Source organism: Streptomyces sp. NPDC036815, assembly GCF_055609205.1.
Genome location: NZ_JBVJPW010000031.1, coordinates 1 through 16,528 on the forward strand (window position 1 = coordinate 1; position 16,528 = coordinate 16,528).

The window sequence follows — 16,528 nt, forward strand, 5'->3', positions numbered from 1 at the left end:
AAACGCCCGGTTACATTCCGAACCCGGAAGCTAAGCCTCACAGCGCCGATGGTACTGCAGGGGGGACCCTGTGGGAGAGTAGGACGCCGCCGAACAATTTTTGGAGGACCCTTGGTCCCAGCGTCCACGCTGGGACCAAGGGTTCTTTTGTTTTTGTCGAAGCGCGCCGGCCTGCAGGCTGCGCGAGAATGACTGCGGTACCGAAGACTAGGAGTCACCGATGTCCCCCAACTCTCCCGATGAGCGACCGGAGCGCGACCAGCGCAGCCGGGACGGTGGTGACCGGGGCGGATACCGCGGGGCTCCCCGACGCGACAACGACCGCAACGATCGCGGTGACCGTGGCGGCTTCCGTCGTGACGACAACCGTGGTGGCGGCGGTGGCGGTGGTTTCCGCGGGCGCGATGACCGTCGGGACGACCGGCGCGACGGTAACCGGGACCGCGGTGGGCGTCCCCCGTTCCGGCGTGATGACCGGCCCAGCGGCCCGCGTCGTGACGACCGTGACCGTGGTGGGTTCCGACGTGATGACCGGTCCGTCTCCGGTGCTCCGCGTCGTGACGACCGTCGTGACAACGACCGCAGTGACCGTGGCGGCTTCCGTCGCGACGACAACCGTGGCGACAGTGGTCGTCCTCCCTTCCGGCGTGATGACCGCCGTGACAATGACCGCGGTGACCGTGGTGGGTTCCGTCGTGACGACAACCGTGGCGGCGGCGGTGGCGGTGGTTTCCGCGGGCGCGACGACCGTCGGGATGACCGGCGTGATGGTGACCGTGGTGGGTTCCGGCGCGATGACCGGTCCGTATCCGGTGCTCCGCGTCGTGACGACCGTCGTGACAACGACCGCGGCGACCGTGGCGGCTTCCGTCGCGACGACCGTGGCGACAGCAGCCGTCCCCCCTTCCGCCGCGATGACCGCCGCGATGACCGGCGTGACAATGACCGCGGTGACCGTGGTGGGTTCCGTCGTGACGACAACCGTGGCGGCGGCGGTGGCGGTGGTTTCCGCGGGCGCGATGACCGTCGGGATGACCGGCGTGATGGTGACCGTGGTGGGTTCCGGCGCGATGACCGGTCCGTATCCGGTGCTCCGCGTCGCGATGACCGCCGTGACAACGACCGCGGCGACCGTGGCGGCTTCCGTCGCGACGACCGTGGCGACAGCGGCCGTCCCCCCTTCCGCCGCGATGACCGGCGTGACGACCGCCGTGACGACCGTCGCGACGGGGACCGTCCCGCTTTCCGTCGTGATGACCGCCGTGACGACCGGCGTGACAATGACCGCGGTGATCGTGGTGGGTTCCGTCGTGACGACAACCGTGGCGGCGGTGGCGGTGGCTACCGCGGGCGCGACGACCGGGGGCCGCGTGGAGACGACCGTGGGCGCGCGCCGCGTCGTGACGACCGGGGCGGGCGTCCCGGTGGGTTCCGTGGGCGTGACGACCGGCGAGATGACCGGCGCGACGACCGGCGTGACGGCGACCGCGGTGGGTACCGCGGGCGTGACGACCGTGACCGCGAGCCCATCAGGCGGCTGCCGATCCCGGACGACGTCACGGGGCACGAGATCGACAAGGACGTACAGCAGGAGCTGCAGAGCCTTCCCAAGGGACTGGCCGAGGACGTCGCCAGGAACCTGGTGATGGTCGCCAAGCTCATCGACGAGGAGCCCGAGGAGGCCTACGCGTACTCGCGGATCGCCCTGCGGCTGGCTTCCAGGGTCGCCGCCGTACGTGAGGCCGCAGGCTTCGCCGCGTACGCGACCCAGAAGTACAGCGAGGCGCTCGCCGAGTTCCGGGCCGCTCGCCGGATGACCGGCACCGTCGATCTGTGGCCCGTCATGGCGGACTGCGAGCGCGGTCTCAACCGGCCCGAGAAGGCGCTGGAGATGGCCGGTGCCCCCGAGGTGCACAAGCTCGACAAGGCGGGGCAGGTCGAGATGCGGCTCGTCGCCGCCGGGGCGCGCCGCGACATGGACCAGATCGACGCCGCCATCGTGACCCTGCAGAGCCCCGAGCTCGCGTCGAACTCCGTGCAGCCCTGGACGGCGCGGCTGCGGTACGCGTACGCCGACGCGCTGCTCGCGGCGGGCCGCGAGGACGAGGCGCGCGAGTGGTTCGCGAAGGTTGTCGAGTCCGACAAGGACGGCAGCACCGACGCCTCGGACCGGCTTGCGGAGCTGGACGGCGTCGCGTTCGTGGACGCCCTGGTGGAGGACGAGGAGCCGGACGAGGTCGCCGTTCGTGGCGAGGCCGCCGGTGACTCGGCGGTCTCGGTGGACTCCGACGACTCGGATGACGACCTCGACGACTCCGACGACGGCGACGACTCCGCGGACGTCGTGGAGCCGGTTCGTCGGGACTCCGACGAGGGCTGACCTGCTGGATCAGCGGTGTGAAGGATGAAGGGCGGGCTCCCGAGGGGGCCCGCCCTTCGCGTTTCGTGACCTCGTCGAGAAAAAGTTCGGGGGCCATGTCGAGAAACCCCGACCGGCTCCGTCCCCGTAGTGAAGGTGACCAGAATGGGTCGCACAACATCGAGGAGAAGCACGATGGCCAAGTACCTGCTGCTCAAGCACTACCGTGGCGCCCCGGCTCCGGCCAACGACGTGCCGATGGACCAGTGGACGCCGGAGGAGATCTCGGCGCACGTGCAGTACATGCGGGACTTCGCGGACCGGCTCGAGAAGAGCGGCGAGTTCGTCGACGGTCAGGCGCTGGCGCCCGAGGGGACGTTCGTGCGGTACGACGGCGAGGGGCGCCCGCCGGTCACCGACGGTCCGTTCGCCGAGACCAAGGACCTCATCGCCGGATGGATGGTGATCGACGTCGACAGCTACGAGCGCGCCGTGGAGCTGGCCGGTGAGCTGTCCGCCGCTCCCGGGGCGGGCGGGGAACCGATCCACGAGTGGCTGGAGCTGCGGCCGTTCCTGAGCGAGCCGCCGACCATCTCGGAGTGAGCCCGACAGTGAGTACGACCATGAACGAGGCCCTGCTCAGGAGCCTCACGCCGGGTGTCCTCGGCGTCCTCGTCCGCCGCGGAGCCGACTTCGCGGCGGCCGAGGACGCCGTGCAGGACGCGCTGATCGAGGCGCTCCGCGTCTGGCCTGCCGACCGGCCCGACGACCCGAAGGGCTGGCTGATCACCGTGGCCTGGCGGCGGTTCCTCGACGCGGCCCGGGCGGACACCGCCCGCCGACGGCGTGAGGACGTCGTCGAGGAGGAGCCGGCACCGGGGCCCGCGCCCGGCGTGGACGACACCCTCCAGCTCTACTTCCTGTGCGCCCACCCGTCGCTGACGCCGTCGTCCGCGGTGGCGCTCACGCTGCGCGCCGTCGGCGGGCTCACCACCCGCCAGATCGCCCAGGCCTACCTGGTGCCCGAGGCGACCATGGCGCAGCGCATCAGCCGGGCCAAGCGGACCGTGTCCGCCGTACGGTTCGACAGGCCGGGGGACGTCGCGACCGTGCTGCGCGTCCTCTACCTGGTCTTCAACGAGGGCTACTCCGGGGACGTCGACCTCGCCGCCGAGGCCGTCCGGCTGACCCGGCAGCTCGCTGCCGCGATCGACCACCCCGAGGTGGCGGGGCTCCTCGCGCTCATGCTGCTCCACCATGCCCGGCGGGCCGCACGGACCGCGCCCGACGGCAGCCTGGTGCCGCTCGCCGAGCAGGACCGGCGCCGGTGGGACACCCAGGTGATCGCCGAGGGGGTGGGGATCCTGCAGGCGGCCCTGGCCCGCGACCGGCTCGGGGAGTTCCAGGCGCAGGCCGCCGTCGCGGCGCTGCACGCCGACGCGCCCACCGCCGGGGAGACCGACTGGGTGCAGATCGTGGAGTGGTACGACGAGCTCGTGCGGTTGACCGACAGTCCGGTCGTCCGGCTCAACAGGGCGGTGGCCGTCGGGGAGGCCGACGGGCCGCGCGCGGGCCTGGCGGCGCTCTCCGTACTCGACGAGGCGCTGCCCCGGTACACCGCGGTGGCGGCCTATCTGCACGAGCGCGACGGCGATCCGGCGACGGCGGCACGGCTGTACGCAGAGGCCGCCCGGAAGGCGTCCGACCTCGCCGAGCGCGATCACCTGACGCGGCAGGCCGCCCGGCTCAACGCCCGGCGCCGGGCCTGACGCCGTCGGGCCGGATACCGCTCGGCCGGATACTGCTTGGTCTGCTGCTTCCGGTGGCGTTCAGAAGGCCAGGTCGCGCAGTACCAGGCCGGTGGCCGGTTTGGGGCCGAAGGACGTCGACTTGCGGGGCATCGTGACGCCCTGCCGGGCGAGTTCGCGCACGACCTCCTCGCGGACCGGGTGCATCAGGACCGCCGTGCCGCCGTCGCGCTCCGCCTTCTCGACCGTCGCCGCGGTGTCGTGGATGTACGCGATCTGTTCGGGGGTGTCGGGGATGCGCCACACGTGGTCGAGGAGGGTGGCGTGCAGGACCGTCGCGTCCAGGGTGCGCCAGGCCTCGGGCAGGTCGCCCGGGATCGTACGGGCGAGGAGGCCGGGCGACGGGCGGTCGATGAGGTGGAAGGCGCCGTCGCCCGCGAGGACGAAGGCGTTGCTGTCGGCGGCGGCCTCGGCCAGGGCGGCGACGGCGTTGTCGAGGGGGCCCTCGACGCTACGTATGCGGAAGGAGCCGCCGAGGGCCTGGAGGGCGGCGGCCACCGGGAGGCGGTGGAGGTAGCGGTGGATGGCGCGGACGCGCAGCGGGTAGCGGGCGGTGTCCACCAGGAGCACCAGGCCGTAGTCCCAGGCGCTCGGGGAGGGGTGTTCGGCGCGCAGGCGCAGGTTGGTCGCCCAGCGGTGGTGGCCGTCCGCGATCAGCGCCTGGTGGTGGGAGAGATCCGACTGGATCTCGGCGATCTCGGCCGGGTCCGTGACGGACCACAGGCGGTGGTGGAACCCGTCCTCCGTGGTCGTGGAGAGGAGGGGCTCGCGCCGGGCGGTGCGTTCGATGACGGCCGTCGCGCCCTTGGGGTCGTCCTCGCCGTCGCTGCGGTAGGTCAGGAGCAGCGGTTCCAGATTGGCCGAGGTGGCCCGCATGAGGGCCGCGCGGTCCTCGACGACGTGGGTCATGACGCCCTCGTGGGGCAGGACGATGCCGTCCTCGGTCTCCGAGAGGCGCAGGGCACCGATGATGCCGCGCTGCAGCATGTCGTCGTCGCGCTGTTCGTAGACGTACAGGCTGGGCTCGGTGTCGGGGGCGAGGATGCCCTCGGCGAGCCAGGTGTGGAGGGTGTCCGCGGCCTGCCGGTTGCGGGCGGCCGGGGTGGTGGCCTGCGGGAGGATCAGCCGGACGATGTTGTGCGGGTCGGCGGATTCCAGGTGGAGCAGGCCGTCCGGCCGTACGACCACGTCGTACGGGGGTGAGGTCACCGCGGCCAGACTGCCGACCCGTTCGGGGACGTAGCGCACGCCCCGGAAAGGGATCAGGTCGAGGCCGCTGTCGTCGGTGTGACCCGCTGTGTTCATTAGGGCATCGTATGTGTGTCAGTGGCATGAGCGATGATCGGGGGAGTGGGATCGAGCGAGGAGCGATGTGCAATGAGCCAGACCGCGGACCGAAGCGCGCGGCGGGACGTCAGGACGCGGCCCGCGGGCAGCGAGCGGGCGTTGAGCGAGGTCTATGACACGGCTCTGCTCGACCTGGACGGCGTGGTGTACACGGGCGGGCAGGCCATCGCGCACGCGGTCGATTCGCTCGGCACCGCACGTGAGGGCGGCATGCACCTGGCGTACGTCACGAACAACGCGCTGCGCACGCCGGACGCGGTGGCGGAGCATCTGACGGAGCTGGGCATCGCGACCGAGGGGCCCGACGTCATCACGTCGGCTCAGGCGGTGGCCCGCCTGGTGAGTGAGCAAGTGCCCCGCGGGGCGCGGGTGTTGGTGATCGGCGGCGAGGGGCTGCGGGTCGCGCTGCGCGAGCGGGGCCTGGAGCCGGTGGAATCGGCCGACGACGATCCGGTGGCGGTCGCGCAGGGGTACGGGGGGCCGGACCTGGCGTGGGGCCGGTTCGCCGAGGCCTGTTACGCGATCGCGCGCGGGCTCCCGTGGTTCGCGTCCAACACGGACCTGACGATCCCGAGCGCCCGCGGCATCGCGCCGGGCAACGGCGCGGCCGTCGAGGTCGTACGGATCGCGACGGGCGCCGAGCCGCAGGTGGCGGGCAAGCCGCTGCCGCCCATGCACCGGGAGACGATCCTGCGGACGGGTGCGGAGCGGCCCTTGGTGGTGGGCGACCGTCTCGATACGGACATCGAGGGCGCGTTCAACGGAGAGGTGGACTCGCTGCTCGTGCTGACCGGCGTCACGGACGGCGCGCAGCTGCTCGCGGCCCGGCCCGAGCACCGGCCGACGTACGTGGCCGCGGACCTGCGCGGCATGCTCACCGGCCAGCCCGAGGTCGCCCCGGCGGAGGGCGGTTTCGGCTGTGGCGGGTGGACGGCCTCGGTGCGGGACGGTGAGCTCGTGCTGGACGGCGAGGGCGAGGCCCTGGACGGGCTGCGGGCGCTCTGCGCGGCGGCCTGGACGGCGGCGGGGGACGGCACGTGCGACCTGGACGCGGAGAAGGTGCTGGCCCGGCTGGGGGTGTGAGGCGGGCGCTCGCGGTGTGAGGCGGGCGGAGGGGCGCAGGGTTCTCGGCGGGGCTGCCGCGGGGAGCGTCCCCAGTCGCCTTTCCGGCTCCTCCGTGTCCCGGACTGCCCCGGTTTTCCCGCGTTCTCGCCTCGGTGGGAGGGTAGGCTAACCTAACCGGGTGTTGGTCGACAGTCCCCCAGAAGCCCGCGCGGAGGCCGCCTCCGCGCCTCCGAAGCGCCGTGCGGTACGCGGTGCCGGATTGCTCGTATCGGCGGCCGTCCTGCTCCTCGTGTTCTTCGCGAGCATCGCGGTCGGCGCCAAATCGATGTCCATGGACCAGGTCTGGCACGGGCTGTTCCAGGACACCGGGACGTACGGGGACGTCGTCGTCGGTGAACGGCTCGCGCGCAGCCTGCTCGGGCTGCTCGCCGGAACGGCCCTCGGCCTCTCCGGGGCCGTCCTCCAGGCGCTCACCCGCAATCCGCTGGCCGACCCCGGGCTCCTCGGCATCAACCTCGGGGCCTCCGCCGCGGTCGTCAGCGCGATCAGCTTCTTCGGCGTCACCTCGCTGAGCGGCTACGTCTGGTTCGCCTTCGTCGGCGCCATGGCCGTGGGCGTGCTGCTCTACGTCCTCGGCGGCGCGCGCGGCGCGACCCCCGTACGCCTCGCCCTCGCCGGCACCGCGATCAGCGCGACGCTCTACGGCTATCTGCAGGCCGTCATGATCATGGACGGCGCCGCACTGAACAAGATGCGCTTCTGGACGGTCGGCTCGCTGGCCTCCGCCAACATGGACACCATCAAGCAGGTGCTGCCGTTCCTCGCGGTCGGCGCCGTGCTCGCCCTCTCCCTGGCCAGGCCGCTCAACGCGATGGCCATGGGCGACGACACCGCCCGAGCCCTCGGCGCCCACCTCAACCGCACGCGCGCGCTGTCCATGGCCGCGGCGACCCTGCTGTGCGGGGCCGCGACCGCGGCGTGCGGCCCGATCGTGTTCATCGGCCTGATGGTGCCGCACATCGTGCGCTCCTTCACCGGCCCTGACCTGCGCTGGATCCTGCCGTACGCGGCCCTCCTCTCGCCCGTGCTGCTGCTCGGCGCGGACGTCGTCGGGCGCGTCGTGGCGCGCCCCGCGGAGCTCCAGGTGGGCATCGTGACGGCGGTCATCGGCGCGCCGGTCTTCGTCTTTCTCGTACGTCGGCGGAAGTTGGCCCAGCTGTGAAGGCAGTACGCACCCGGGGCGGCCTCTCCCTCCGGCTCGACGTCCGTACGACCGCGGTCGTCGTCCTGCTCGCCGTCGCCGCGCTCGCCGCGAGCGTCGTCCTGATCGGCACCGGCGACTTCGACATCCCGGCCGCCGATGTCGTCCGCACCCTGCTCGGCAACGGCGACGCCGGGCAGGAGCTCATCATCACCGACCTGCGCCTGCCGCGGGTCCTGGTGGGCCTCCTGGTGGGCGCGGCCCTCGGCCTCGGCGGCGCGCTCTTCCAGTCGATCGCCCGCAATCCGCTCGGCAGCCCGGACGTGCTCGGCCTCGGGCAGGGGGCGACCGCCGGGGCGCTCACCGTGATCGTCGTGTTCCACGGCGGCGCGGCCCAGGTCGCCGGGGGCGCGCTGGCCGGCGGTCTGGTCACCGGCTTCGCCATCTACCTGCTCGCCTGGAAGCGCGGCGTGCACGGCTACCGGCTGGTCCTGGTCGGCATCGGCGTCTCCGCGTTCATCACGGCCGTCAACGGCTATCTGCTCACCAAGGCGGACTTCGTCGACGCCGCCCGCTCCGTGGTCTGGATGACCGGCTCCCTCAACGGCCGTGACTGGGAGCAGGTCTGGCCGCTGCTCGCGCTGTGCGCCGTCCTCGTACCGCTGGTGCTCGTGTACGGGCGGCCGCTGCGGATGCTGGAGATGGGCGACGACGTCGCGAGCGCGGTCGGCGTGCCGGTCGAACGCACCCGCTTCGTCCTGCTCACCGCCTCCGTGCTGCTCACCGCGGCCGCCACCGCCGCCGCGGGCCCCGTCAGCTTCGTCGCGCTCACCGCGCCGCAGCTGGCGCGCCGCCTCACGCGCTCGCCGGGACCGAACCTGATGCCCTCGATGTTCATGGGCGCCACGCTCCTGATCGTCGCGGACTGGGCTTCGCAGCGGGCCTTCGGCGCGGACCAGCTGCCCGTCGGTGTCGTCACCGGCGTGCTCGGCGGCGTCTATCTGCTGTGGCTGCTCGTCAGCCAGCGCAAGGCGGGCCGGATATGAACGAGAACCAACTCCAGGACCAGGAGCGTGCTGCTGTGAACCGGCTCGTCGCCGATGACGTCACCCTCGGCTATGACCAGCGCGTCATCGCGGAGAAGCTGTCCGTCGAGATCCCCGACAACTCCTTCACCGTGATCGTGGGCCCCAACGCCTGCGGCAAGTCCACGCTGCTGCGGGCCCTGTCCCGGATGCTCAAGCCGTCCGCGGGGCGGGTGCTGCTCGACGGGCACGTCATCCAGTCGACGCCGGCGAAGAAGGTCGCAAGGACGCTCGGCCTGCTGCCCCAGTCGTCCATCGCCCCCGACGGCATCACCGTCGGCGACCTGGTCGCCCGCGGCCGCTACCCCCACCAGGGCCTGCTGCGGCAGTGGTCGCGGGAGGACGAGCGGATCGTGAACGAGTCCATGGAGTCGACCGGGGTGCGCGAGCTCGCCGAGCGCTATGTCGACGAGCTCTCCGGCGGCCAGCGCCAGCGCGTCTGGATCGCCATGGCCCTCGCCCAGCAGACCCCGCTGCTGCTCCTCGACGAGCCGACGACCTTCCTCGACATCCAGCACCAGCTCGACGTCCTGGACCTCTGCGCCGAACTCCACGAGGAGCAGGGGCGCACGCTCGTCGCCGTCCTGCACGACCTGAACCACGCCGCCCGCTACGCCACGCACCTCATCGCCCTGCGCGACGGCGCGGTGCTCGCCGAGGGCCCGCCGTCGCAGATCGTCACGGCGGAGCTGGTGAAGGAGGCCTTCGGCATCGACTGCCGGATCATCGAGGACCCGGAGAGCGGGACCCCGCTGGTGGTCCCGGCGGCCCGCGCGGGCCGCCGGAGCCCGGTCAGAGCAGCGACCTGAGCCGCAGCAGGTCCCGGAAGCCCGCCTCCAGCCTGACCCGGCCCGCGGCCCAGGCCTTGGCGAAGCCGAGCTCGCCGTCCACCATCGCGAGCAGGTCGTCCCCGGTCATCGCGAGACGGATCTCCGCCTTGTCGCGCGGCGGGCCCGGGTGGCTGTCGAGCACCGTGATCCGGCCGTTCTCGAGGCGGCCGGTGAAGGTCACGTCGAGATCGGTGACGCGGCAGCTGAGCGAGCGGTTCAGGGCAGCGGCGCCGCGCACGTCGCCGTCGGCCGACGCGAGATTGTCGCTGAGTCTGTCGAGTGCCGTACGGCACTCCGCCATGGTCGCCATCGTGATCGACCGTACCCCAGGCCTTCGGGGTAGCGTCGTGCCATGAGCGACTCTTACGCGGTCCCCGAGGAGCACGAAGGGGAGTCGGCGGCGCCGGAGCCGCGGACCCCGGACGAGCCGTCGTACGACCCCGCCGTCCCCGCGCCCCTCGGCGTCGGACGCACCCCCACCGGCGACGCCGACGTGGACGCCGCGCTCGACCGGCTCGGCGACGCCGACCACCTCGCCACGGACGGCCACACCGAGGTGTACGAGGATGTACACCGGGGCCTGCGCGACGCGCTGACCGCGCTCGACGCGCGCCCCGGCCCGCCGGCTCCCACCGGCGCGCCGTCATCCTCGTACGACAGGAACGACAGGAGCTGAACCGAACGTGGCAGGAGTGGCACGACGCCGCCTCGACGCCGAGCTCGTCCGCAGGAAGCTCGCGCGCTCGCGCGAGCACGCGAGCCAGCTGATCGCCGCCGGCCGGGTCGCGGTCGGCAAGACCGTCGCGACGAAGGCCGCGACGCAGGTGGAGACGGCCGCCGCGATCGTGGTCTCGCAGGACGACGACGATCCCGACTACGTCTCGCGCGGCGGGCACAAACTCGCGGGCGCCCTCGCCGCCTTCGGGCCGCGGGGGCTGGTCGTCGAGGGCCGCAGGGCGCTGGACGCGGGCGCGTCCACGGGCGGCTTCACCGATGTGCTGCTGCGCGCGGGCGTCGCGCACGTCGTCGCCGTCGACGTGGGCTACGGGCAGCTCGCCTGGTCCTTGCAGAGCGACGAGCGGGTTACCGTGAAGGACCGTACGAACGTACGTGAGTTGACGTTGGAGGCGATCGACGGGATTCCCGTCGACGTGGTCGTCGGAGACCTCTCCTTCATCCCGCTGGGCCTGGTGCTGCCCGCCCTGGCGCGGTGCGCGGCGCCCGACGCGGACCTCGTCCTCATGGTCAAGCCGCAGTTCGAGGTCGGCAAGGAGCGGCTCGGCAGCGGCGGTGTGGTGCGCAGCGCCGAACTGCGCGCCGACGCGGTGCGCGGGGTGGCGCGGCAGGCGTGGGGGCTCGGCCTCGGCGTGCGCGGAGTGACCGCGAGCCCGCTGCCGGGGCCCTCCGGGAATGTCGAGTACTTTCTGTGGCTGCGCGCCGGGGCCGACGAGCTGGACCCGGCGGACGTCGACCGTGCCGTGGCGGAGGGGCCCCGTTGAACCGGATCCGAGAGACCGAGACGAGAGAGAGCCGGACGGAAGGGAGCCGGACGGGAGAGGCCCGGACGGTCTTCCTGCTCGCGCACACCGGCCGCCCCGCGGCCATCCGCAGCGCCGAACTCGTGGTCCAGGGGCTGCTGCGCAGCGGCATCGGCGTGCGGGTCCTGGACGCGGAGGCGGTGGACCTGCCGCTGCCGCCCGAGGTCCAGACGGTCAAGGAGGCCACGGCCGACTGCATCGACGACTGCGAGCTGATCGTCGTCCTCGGCGGTGACGGGACGCTGCTGCGCGGCGCCGAGTTCGCCCGCGCCTCCGGAGTGCCGATGCTCGGGGTGAACCTCGGGCGCGTGGGCTTCCTCGCGGAGGCCGAGCGGGACGACCTCGACAAGGTCGTCGACCGCGTGGTCACCAAGGCGTACGAGGTCGAGGAGCGCATGACGATCGACGTCGTCGTGCGCCGCAACGGCGACGTCGTGCACCGGGACTGGGCCATGAACGAGGCCGCCGTGCAGAAGGTGTCTCCGGAGCGGATGCTCGAGGTCGTCCTGGAGATCGACGGGCGGCCCGTCACCGGCTTCGGCTGCGACGGCATCGTCTGCGCGACACCGACGGGTTCGACGGCGTACGCGTTCTCGGCGGGCGGGCCCGTGGTGTGGCCGGAGGTGGAGGCGCTCCTCATGGTGCCGATCAGCGCGCACGCCCTCTTCGCCAAGCCGCTGGTGACGTCACCGGACTCGGTGCTCGCCGTCGAGGTCCAGCCGCACACGCCGCACGGGGTGCTGTGGTGCGACGGACGGCGGACCGTGGAACTGCCGTCGGGGGCGCGGGTGGAGGTGCGCAGGGGCGAGGTGCCGGTGCGGCTCGCCCGGCTGCACCACGCGTCGTTCACGGACCGGCTCGTCGCCAAGTTCGCGCTGCCGGTGTCGGGGTGGCGGGGCGCGCCGCAGTAGCGCTCCGCTGGGTTTGGCGGTGAGGCTCCGTGGGGGAGCTCCGGGCGGGGTGCGCGGTGCGGGTCGTGTGGGGCTTGTCGCGCGGTTCCCCGCGCCCCTTGAGGGAGCGTCCCTTGGTGGTTCGGTGCGGGGTGGGTGTGGTTTTCCGCGCGGTGCCCCGCGCCCCTTACGGGGCGGGCTACGTCGTGGTGAGTACGGGGGTCGGGCCGCGGCGCATCGTCGTGTGGACCGGGAGGCCCGTCGCGAGCAGGGTGAGCAGCAGGGTGCCCGCCGCCACCCCGGCCGGCACGGGCCACGGCAGGTACGGCAGCGCGCTGCCGAAGGCGGTCCGGAGGATCGGCGCCAGCGTGGCAAGGGCGATCGCGCCGCCGAGCAGCAGCGCGGTCCCCGCGACGACCACGGCCTCCCAGGCGGCCATGGTCCGCACCTGCGCCCGCTGACCGCCGATGACCCGCAGCAGCGCGACGTCGCGGCGGCGCTCGAACGAGATCATGGCGAGGGTGTTCGCCGCGGCGATGGCGGCGAAGCCCGCGTACAGCCCCGTGCCCACGTAGTCGAGCCAGACCTCCCCCTTGCTGCCCGCGGAGCCCGTGTGGTGCCGGGCCGTCGTGTGCATGCCGATCTTGGTGAGGCCGAAGCCCACGACGAGGACGAGGGGGACGACCGCGGCGGAGAAGCGGCGGGGCTGGGAGCGGACGTTGAGCATCGCCAGGCGTGCGCTGGGGCCGAACCGGCCCACGGCGGCGGAGACCAGCCAGGCGGCGGGGCCGATGAGGCGCGGGCCCAGCAGCCCGGCGCCCACGCAGAAGAGGATCAGGACGAGGAAGGCCCCTTCGCTCGCCTCGTCCGCGGGCTGCCGGGACAGGAGTACGGCGACCGCGCACGCTCCCGCCATGGCGAGCACGCCCAGCGGCGCCCGCAGGACCCCCAGACCGCGCCGTCCGGTCGCCGCCTCGGAGAGGGCACGGGCCGGGCGCAGGAGCGAGAACCGCAGCGCGGCGAGGAGTGCGGCGAGGGTCGTCGTCACCACGGCCACGCCGACGCAGACCGGCAGGGCGAGCCAGCTGAACCGGAAGGTGGCCTCGGCGGGCAGCAGCCCGTGGTCGACCATGCCCGCGTGCCACCAGCGGGCGCCGAAGCCGCCGAGCACGAAGCCGCCGAGCGCGGCGGGCACCGACGCGGCGAGGGCCTGGACGGCCACCGCCCGGCGGATCTGGCGGGGCCTGGCGCCGATGGAGCGGACCATCGCCAGTTCGCGGTGCTGCTGCGCGACGGCCGTCCCCATGGTCGAGACGACCACGAATATCGACATGTAGATGGAACCGATCAGGAGGACGACCGCCATGTCGCCCACGCCGTTCTCCCTGATCTGCTCGCGCGCGGCCGCGGAGAGCCCGCCGCGGATGTCGGAGCGGTCGGTGCTCGTCGTACCGAGCATCATCGTCGACGCGCTCACCACGCTCGCCGCGAAGAAAGCGGCCACCGCCGTGCCCACGAATGCCGGGCGGTGCGCGCGCAGCGCCGCCTGTGCCAGTCCTGTCGCCATGTGGATCATGGTCGTGCCGGGGCGGGGGAGGTGCCATGCGGCGGGCCGGTGGATCGTGCTGGGGTTAACCCCACCCCGCCGCCCGCGAGGAGCGTCCCGGGTCCCCTCGGAGAGTGACACCGCTTCTTCCGGCCGGTCGCCAACCTGCGCGTTCACGCACCGACACAGGGGCGACGTCGCGGGGCACCGGGGAAACCTCGTATGGTCAGGTGCGTGTTGGAGGAGATGCGGATACGGTCGCTCGGAGTCATCGACGACGCTGTCGTCGAGCTCTCGCCAGGCTTCACCGCCGTGACGGGTGAGACCGGCGCGGGCAAGACGATGGTGGTCACCAGCCTTGGCCTGCTGCTCGGCGGACGCGCGGATCCCGCCCTGGTGCGGATCGGCGCCAAGTCGGCGGTGGTGGAGGGGCGCATTGCGGTGCCCGCGGGCGCCGCCGCGGTCCTGCGCGCGGAGGAGGCCGGGGCCGAACTGGACGACGGGGCGCTGCTCATCAGCCGTACCGTCTCGGCGGAGGGGCGCTCACGCGCCCACCTCGGGGGGCGCTCCGTCCCGGTGGGGCTGCTGTCCGAACTCGCCGACGACCTGGTCGCCGTGCACGGTCAGACCGACCAGCAGGGGCTGCTCAAGCCCGCCCGGCAGCGCGCCGCCCTCGACCGGTACGCGGGCGACGCGGTCGCCGTGCCGCTCACCAAGTACACCGCCGCGTACCGCAGGCTGCGGGCCGTCACCGCCGAGGTCGAGGAGATCACCACGCGCGCCCGTGAGCGGGCGCAGGAGGCGGATCTGCTGCGCTTCGGCCTCGATGAGATCGCGGGCGTCGAGCCGCGCGCGGGCGAGGACACCGAGCTCGCCGCCGAGGCCGAGCGGCTCGGCCACGCCGAGGCCCTCGCCTCCGCCGCGACGTCCGCGCACGCCGCCCTCGCGGGCAACCCCGAGGACCCGGAGGGCATCGACGCCTCGGCCCTGGTGGCGGGCGCCTCCCGGGCCCTGGAGACCGTGCGGTCCCACGACCCCGCCCTCTCCGCCCTCGCCGACCGGCTCGGTGAGATCGGGATCCTCCTCGGCGACGTGGCGGGGGAGCTCGCCGGGTACGCCGACGACCTGGACGCCGACCCGCTGCGGCTCGCCGCGGTCGAGGAGCGCAGGGCCGCGCTGACGCAGCTCACCCGGAAGTACGGCGCGGACATCGACGCCGTCCTCGCCTGGGCGGAGGACGGCGCCGCGCGCCTCTCCGAACTGGAGGGTGACGACGACCGGTTGGGCGACCTGATCGCCGAGCGGGACGCGCTGCGCGCCGAACTCGCCGGGCTCGCCCAGTCGTTGACCGACGCGCGGCAGGAGGCGGCCTCGCGGTTCGCCGCCGCCGTCACCGAGGAGCTCGCCTCGCTGGCCATGCCCCACGCGCGCGTGTCGATCGACATCAGCAACACGGAGGTTCCGGAGGGCGCCGACGGAGTGGAGGTCGGGGGCCGCACGGTCGCGTACGGGCCCGCGGGCGTCGACGAGGTCGAACTGCTCCTCGCCCCGCACCCCGGCGCCCCGCCCCGGCCCATCGCCAAGGGCGCCTCGGGCGGTGAGCTGTCCCGCGTGATGCTCGCCGTCGAGGTGGTCTTCGCGGGCACGGACCCGGTGCCCACCTACCTCTTCGACGAGGTCGACGCGGGCGTCGGCGGCAAGGCGGCGGTCGAGATCGGGCGCCGACTCGCACGCCTCGCCAAGTCGGCGCAGGTCGTGGTCGTCACCCACCTTCCGCAGGTCGCCGCCTTCGCCGACCGCCAACTGCTCGTCGAGAAGACGAACGACGGAATGGTGACGCGGTCCGGCGTCCAGGTCCTGGAGGGCGAGGACCGGGTGCGGGAGCTGTCGCGCATGCTGGCGGGCCAGGAGGACTCGGAGACGGCCCGGGCCCACGCCGAGGAACTGCTCGCCACGGCCCGGGGGGACGGGTAGGGGCCCGTCCGTGCGACGGCTGCCCGTGCGTAGGGTGATCGGCATGGTCGCACGCACAACCGGGCGTCGGTTCGGCGCCCTGCTCACCGCCGCCGCCCTCACCCGCGCGGCCACCGCCGCGCTCCGGGCACATTCGCCCGGCGGGCCCGAGCGGTGGACGCGGACCAACTACGCGGGACGGACCGTCGAGTTGTACGCGGGTCCCGCCGCCGCCCTCGGTGCCGCGGCAGGCGTCGCCGCGCTGCCCGCCCGGCCCCGGGCGGCCGCCGCACTGGCCGTGCTCGCCGCCGGTGCCTGCGGGGTGTACGACGACATGGCGGGGCAGGGCGATCCCCGGCGCGGCTTCCGCGCGCACCTCGGCGCGCTGCGGGAGGGCGAGGTCACCAGCGGCGCCGTGAAGCTGTTCGGCATCTCGGCGGCGGGGCTCGTGGCGGGATCGCTGCTCAAGGAACGGGCTGCGGACAAGGTCCTCGCGGGCGTGGTGATCGCGGGGACCGCCCACCTCGTCAACCTCGTGGACGTCCGTCCGGGCAGGGCGGGCGCCCTCGTACTCGCGCTGGGGGCGCCGGGGCTGCTGCGCAAGGGGCCCGGCGCGGTCGTCGCCGCCGCCTCCCTGGGCGCCGCGGCCGCCGTGCTCCCCGACGACCTCGGTGAGCGCGCCATGGCCGGCGACGCGGGAGCCCACGCCCTGGGCGCGGCCCTCGGCAGCGCCATCGCCGCGGGAAACGGCCGGGTGGGTCTGGCCGCACACGCGGCGGCGCTGGTGGCCGCGGCCGTGTACGGGGAAGAGGTCAGCTCGGTCGCGGCGTACGGCGGATAGGTCCCGCCGCACGGCAGGGGCAGGGCGGGAGGCGTGCGGCGTGCGGGGCGGGGCAGGAGGCGTGC

At 73.5% G+C, this 16,528-nt stretch carries 16 protein-coding genes and 1 rRNA gene; 13 read left to right on the forward strand and 4 right to left on the reverse strand.

Annotation, left to right across the window (positions count from 1 at the left end):
- Positions 1-95 (forward strand): 5S ribosomal RNA (gene rrf, locus ACZ69I_RS36575); the annotation flags it as partial.
- A 119-nt stretch (positions 96-214) separates the two neighbouring features.
- Here the strand turns inward: rrf and ACZ69I_RS36580 are convergent.
- Positions 215-1,567 (reverse strand): hypothetical protein, encoded by a 1,353-nt coding sequence (locus tag ACZ69I_RS36580; protein ID WP_470836871.1) that lies wholly within the window; start codon positions 1,565-1,567, stop codon positions 215-217.
- Between ACZ69I_RS36580 and ACZ69I_RS36585 the strand changes: the two genes are divergently transcribed.
- The 3 genes from ACZ69I_RS36585 (at position 1,538) to ACZ69I_RS36595 (ending at position 4,128) form a co-directional block, all read left to right on the forward strand.
- The gene (locus tag ACZ69I_RS36585) at positions 1,538-2,380 is read left to right on the forward strand and encodes a tetratricopeptide repeat protein (RefSeq protein WP_470836862.1); all 843 of its coding nucleotides are present in this window, start codon (positions 1,538-1,540) and stop codon (positions 2,378-2,380) included. The genes ACZ69I_RS36580 and ACZ69I_RS36585 overlap by 30 nt on opposite strands.
- Before the next feature lie 174 nt (positions 2,381-2,554).
- Complete coding sequence (locus ACZ69I_RS36590) at positions 2,555-2,962, forward strand: YciI family protein (RefSeq protein WP_467682931.1); 408 nt, start codon at positions 2,555-2,557, stop codon at positions 2,960-2,962.
- Positions 2,963-2,982: 20 nt separating this feature from the next.
- Entirely contained in the window at positions 2,983-4,128 is a 1,146-nt protein-coding gene (locus ACZ69I_RS36595; RefSeq protein ID WP_470836863.1) for an RNA polymerase sigma factor, read from the forward strand.
- Positions 4,129-4,188: 60 nt separating this feature from the next.
- On the opposite strand, the gene ACZ69I_RS36600 is transcribed toward ACZ69I_RS36595, so the two are convergent.
- Complete coding sequence (locus tag ACZ69I_RS36600; RefSeq protein WP_470836818.1) at positions 4,189-5,472, reverse strand: DUF1015 domain-containing protein; 1,284 nt, start codon at positions 5,470-5,472, stop codon at positions 4,189-4,191.
- Between the two features lie 72 nt (positions 5,473-5,544).
- On the opposite strand from ACZ69I_RS36600, the gene ACZ69I_RS36605 reads away from it, so the two are divergent.
- From ACZ69I_RS36605 to ACZ69I_RS36620, 4 genes are all read left to right on the forward strand, one after another.
- The gene (locus tag ACZ69I_RS36605; protein ID WP_470836819.1) at positions 5,545-6,597 is read left to right on the forward strand and encodes an HAD hydrolase-like protein; all 1,053 of its coding nucleotides are present in this window, start codon (positions 5,545-5,547) and stop codon (positions 6,595-6,597) included.
- Between the two features lie 160 nt (positions 6,598-6,757).
- Complete coding sequence (locus ACZ69I_RS36610) at positions 6,758-7,801, forward strand: FecCD family ABC transporter permease (protein ID WP_470836820.1); 1,044 nt, start codon at positions 6,758-6,760, stop codon at positions 7,799-7,801.
- Positions 7,798-8,826, forward strand: coding sequence for a FecCD family ABC transporter permease (locus ACZ69I_RS36615; RefSeq protein WP_470836821.1), 1,029 nt, complete (start codon positions 7,798-7,800; stop codon positions 8,824-8,826). The genes ACZ69I_RS36610 and ACZ69I_RS36615 overlap by 4 nt, the downstream gene beginning before the upstream one ends.
- Positions 8,823-9,674 (forward strand): ABC transporter ATP-binding protein, encoded by an 852-nt coding sequence (locus ACZ69I_RS36620; protein ID WP_467682937.1) that lies wholly within the window; start codon positions 8,823-8,825, stop codon positions 9,672-9,674. Before ACZ69I_RS36615 ends, ACZ69I_RS36620 begins: the two co-directional genes overlap by 4 nt.
- Here the strand turns inward: ACZ69I_RS36620 and ACZ69I_RS36625 are convergent.
- Positions 9,658-10,005 carry an alkyl sulfatase C-terminal domain-containing protein gene (locus ACZ69I_RS36625; protein ID WP_467682938.1) on the reverse strand — a complete coding sequence of 116 codons (348 nt, stop codon included), beginning with the start codon at positions 10,003-10,005 and terminating at the stop codon, positions 9,658-9,660. The two genes, ACZ69I_RS36620 and ACZ69I_RS36625, sit on opposite strands and share 17 nt — an antisense overlap.
- 42 nt (positions 10,006-10,047) lie before the next feature.
- On the opposite strand from ACZ69I_RS36625, the gene ACZ69I_RS36630 reads away from it, so the two are divergent.
- From ACZ69I_RS36630 to ACZ69I_RS36640, 3 genes are read left to right on the forward strand one after another with little or no spacing between them, the layout of a single operon-like run.
- Positions 10,048-10,371 (forward strand): hypothetical protein, encoded by a 324-nt coding sequence (locus ACZ69I_RS36630; RefSeq protein WP_470836822.1) that lies wholly within the window; start codon positions 10,048-10,050, stop codon positions 10,369-10,371.
- A gap of 7 nt (positions 10,372-10,378) precedes the next feature.
- Positions 10,379-11,194 (forward strand): TlyA family RNA methyltransferase, encoded by an 816-nt coding sequence (locus ACZ69I_RS36635; RefSeq protein WP_467682941.1) that lies wholly within the window; start codon positions 10,379-10,381, stop codon positions 11,192-11,194.
- A 5-nt stretch (positions 11,195-11,199) separates the two neighbouring features.
- Positions 11,200-12,144, forward strand: coding sequence for an NAD kinase (locus ACZ69I_RS36640; protein WP_470836865.1), 945 nt, complete (start codon positions 11,200-11,202; stop codon positions 12,142-12,144).
- Between the two features lie 178 nt (positions 12,145-12,322).
- Here ACZ69I_RS36640 and ACZ69I_RS36645 read toward each other — a convergent pair whose 3' ends face one another.
- On the reverse strand, positions 12,323-13,690 hold the full coding sequence (locus ACZ69I_RS36645; protein WP_470836823.1) for an FtsX-like permease family protein: 1,368 nt from the start codon (positions 13,688-13,690) through the stop codon (positions 12,323-12,325).
- Between the two features lie 201 nt (positions 13,691-13,891).
- Between ACZ69I_RS36645 and recN the strand changes: the two genes are divergently transcribed.
- Together recN and ACZ69I_RS36655 are read left to right on the forward strand one after the other, a co-directional pair.
- Entirely contained in the window at positions 13,892-15,643 is a 1,752-nt protein-coding gene (gene recN, locus ACZ69I_RS36650; RefSeq protein WP_467682944.1) for a DNA repair protein RecN, read from the forward strand.
- A 43-nt stretch (positions 15,644-15,686) separates the two neighbouring features.
- Positions 15,687-16,463, forward strand: a complete 777-nt coding sequence (locus tag ACZ69I_RS36655) for a hypothetical protein (protein WP_470836825.1) — start codon at positions 15,687-15,689, stop codon at positions 16,461-16,463.
- The last annotated feature ends 65 nt before the right edge of the window (positions 16,464-16,528 follow it).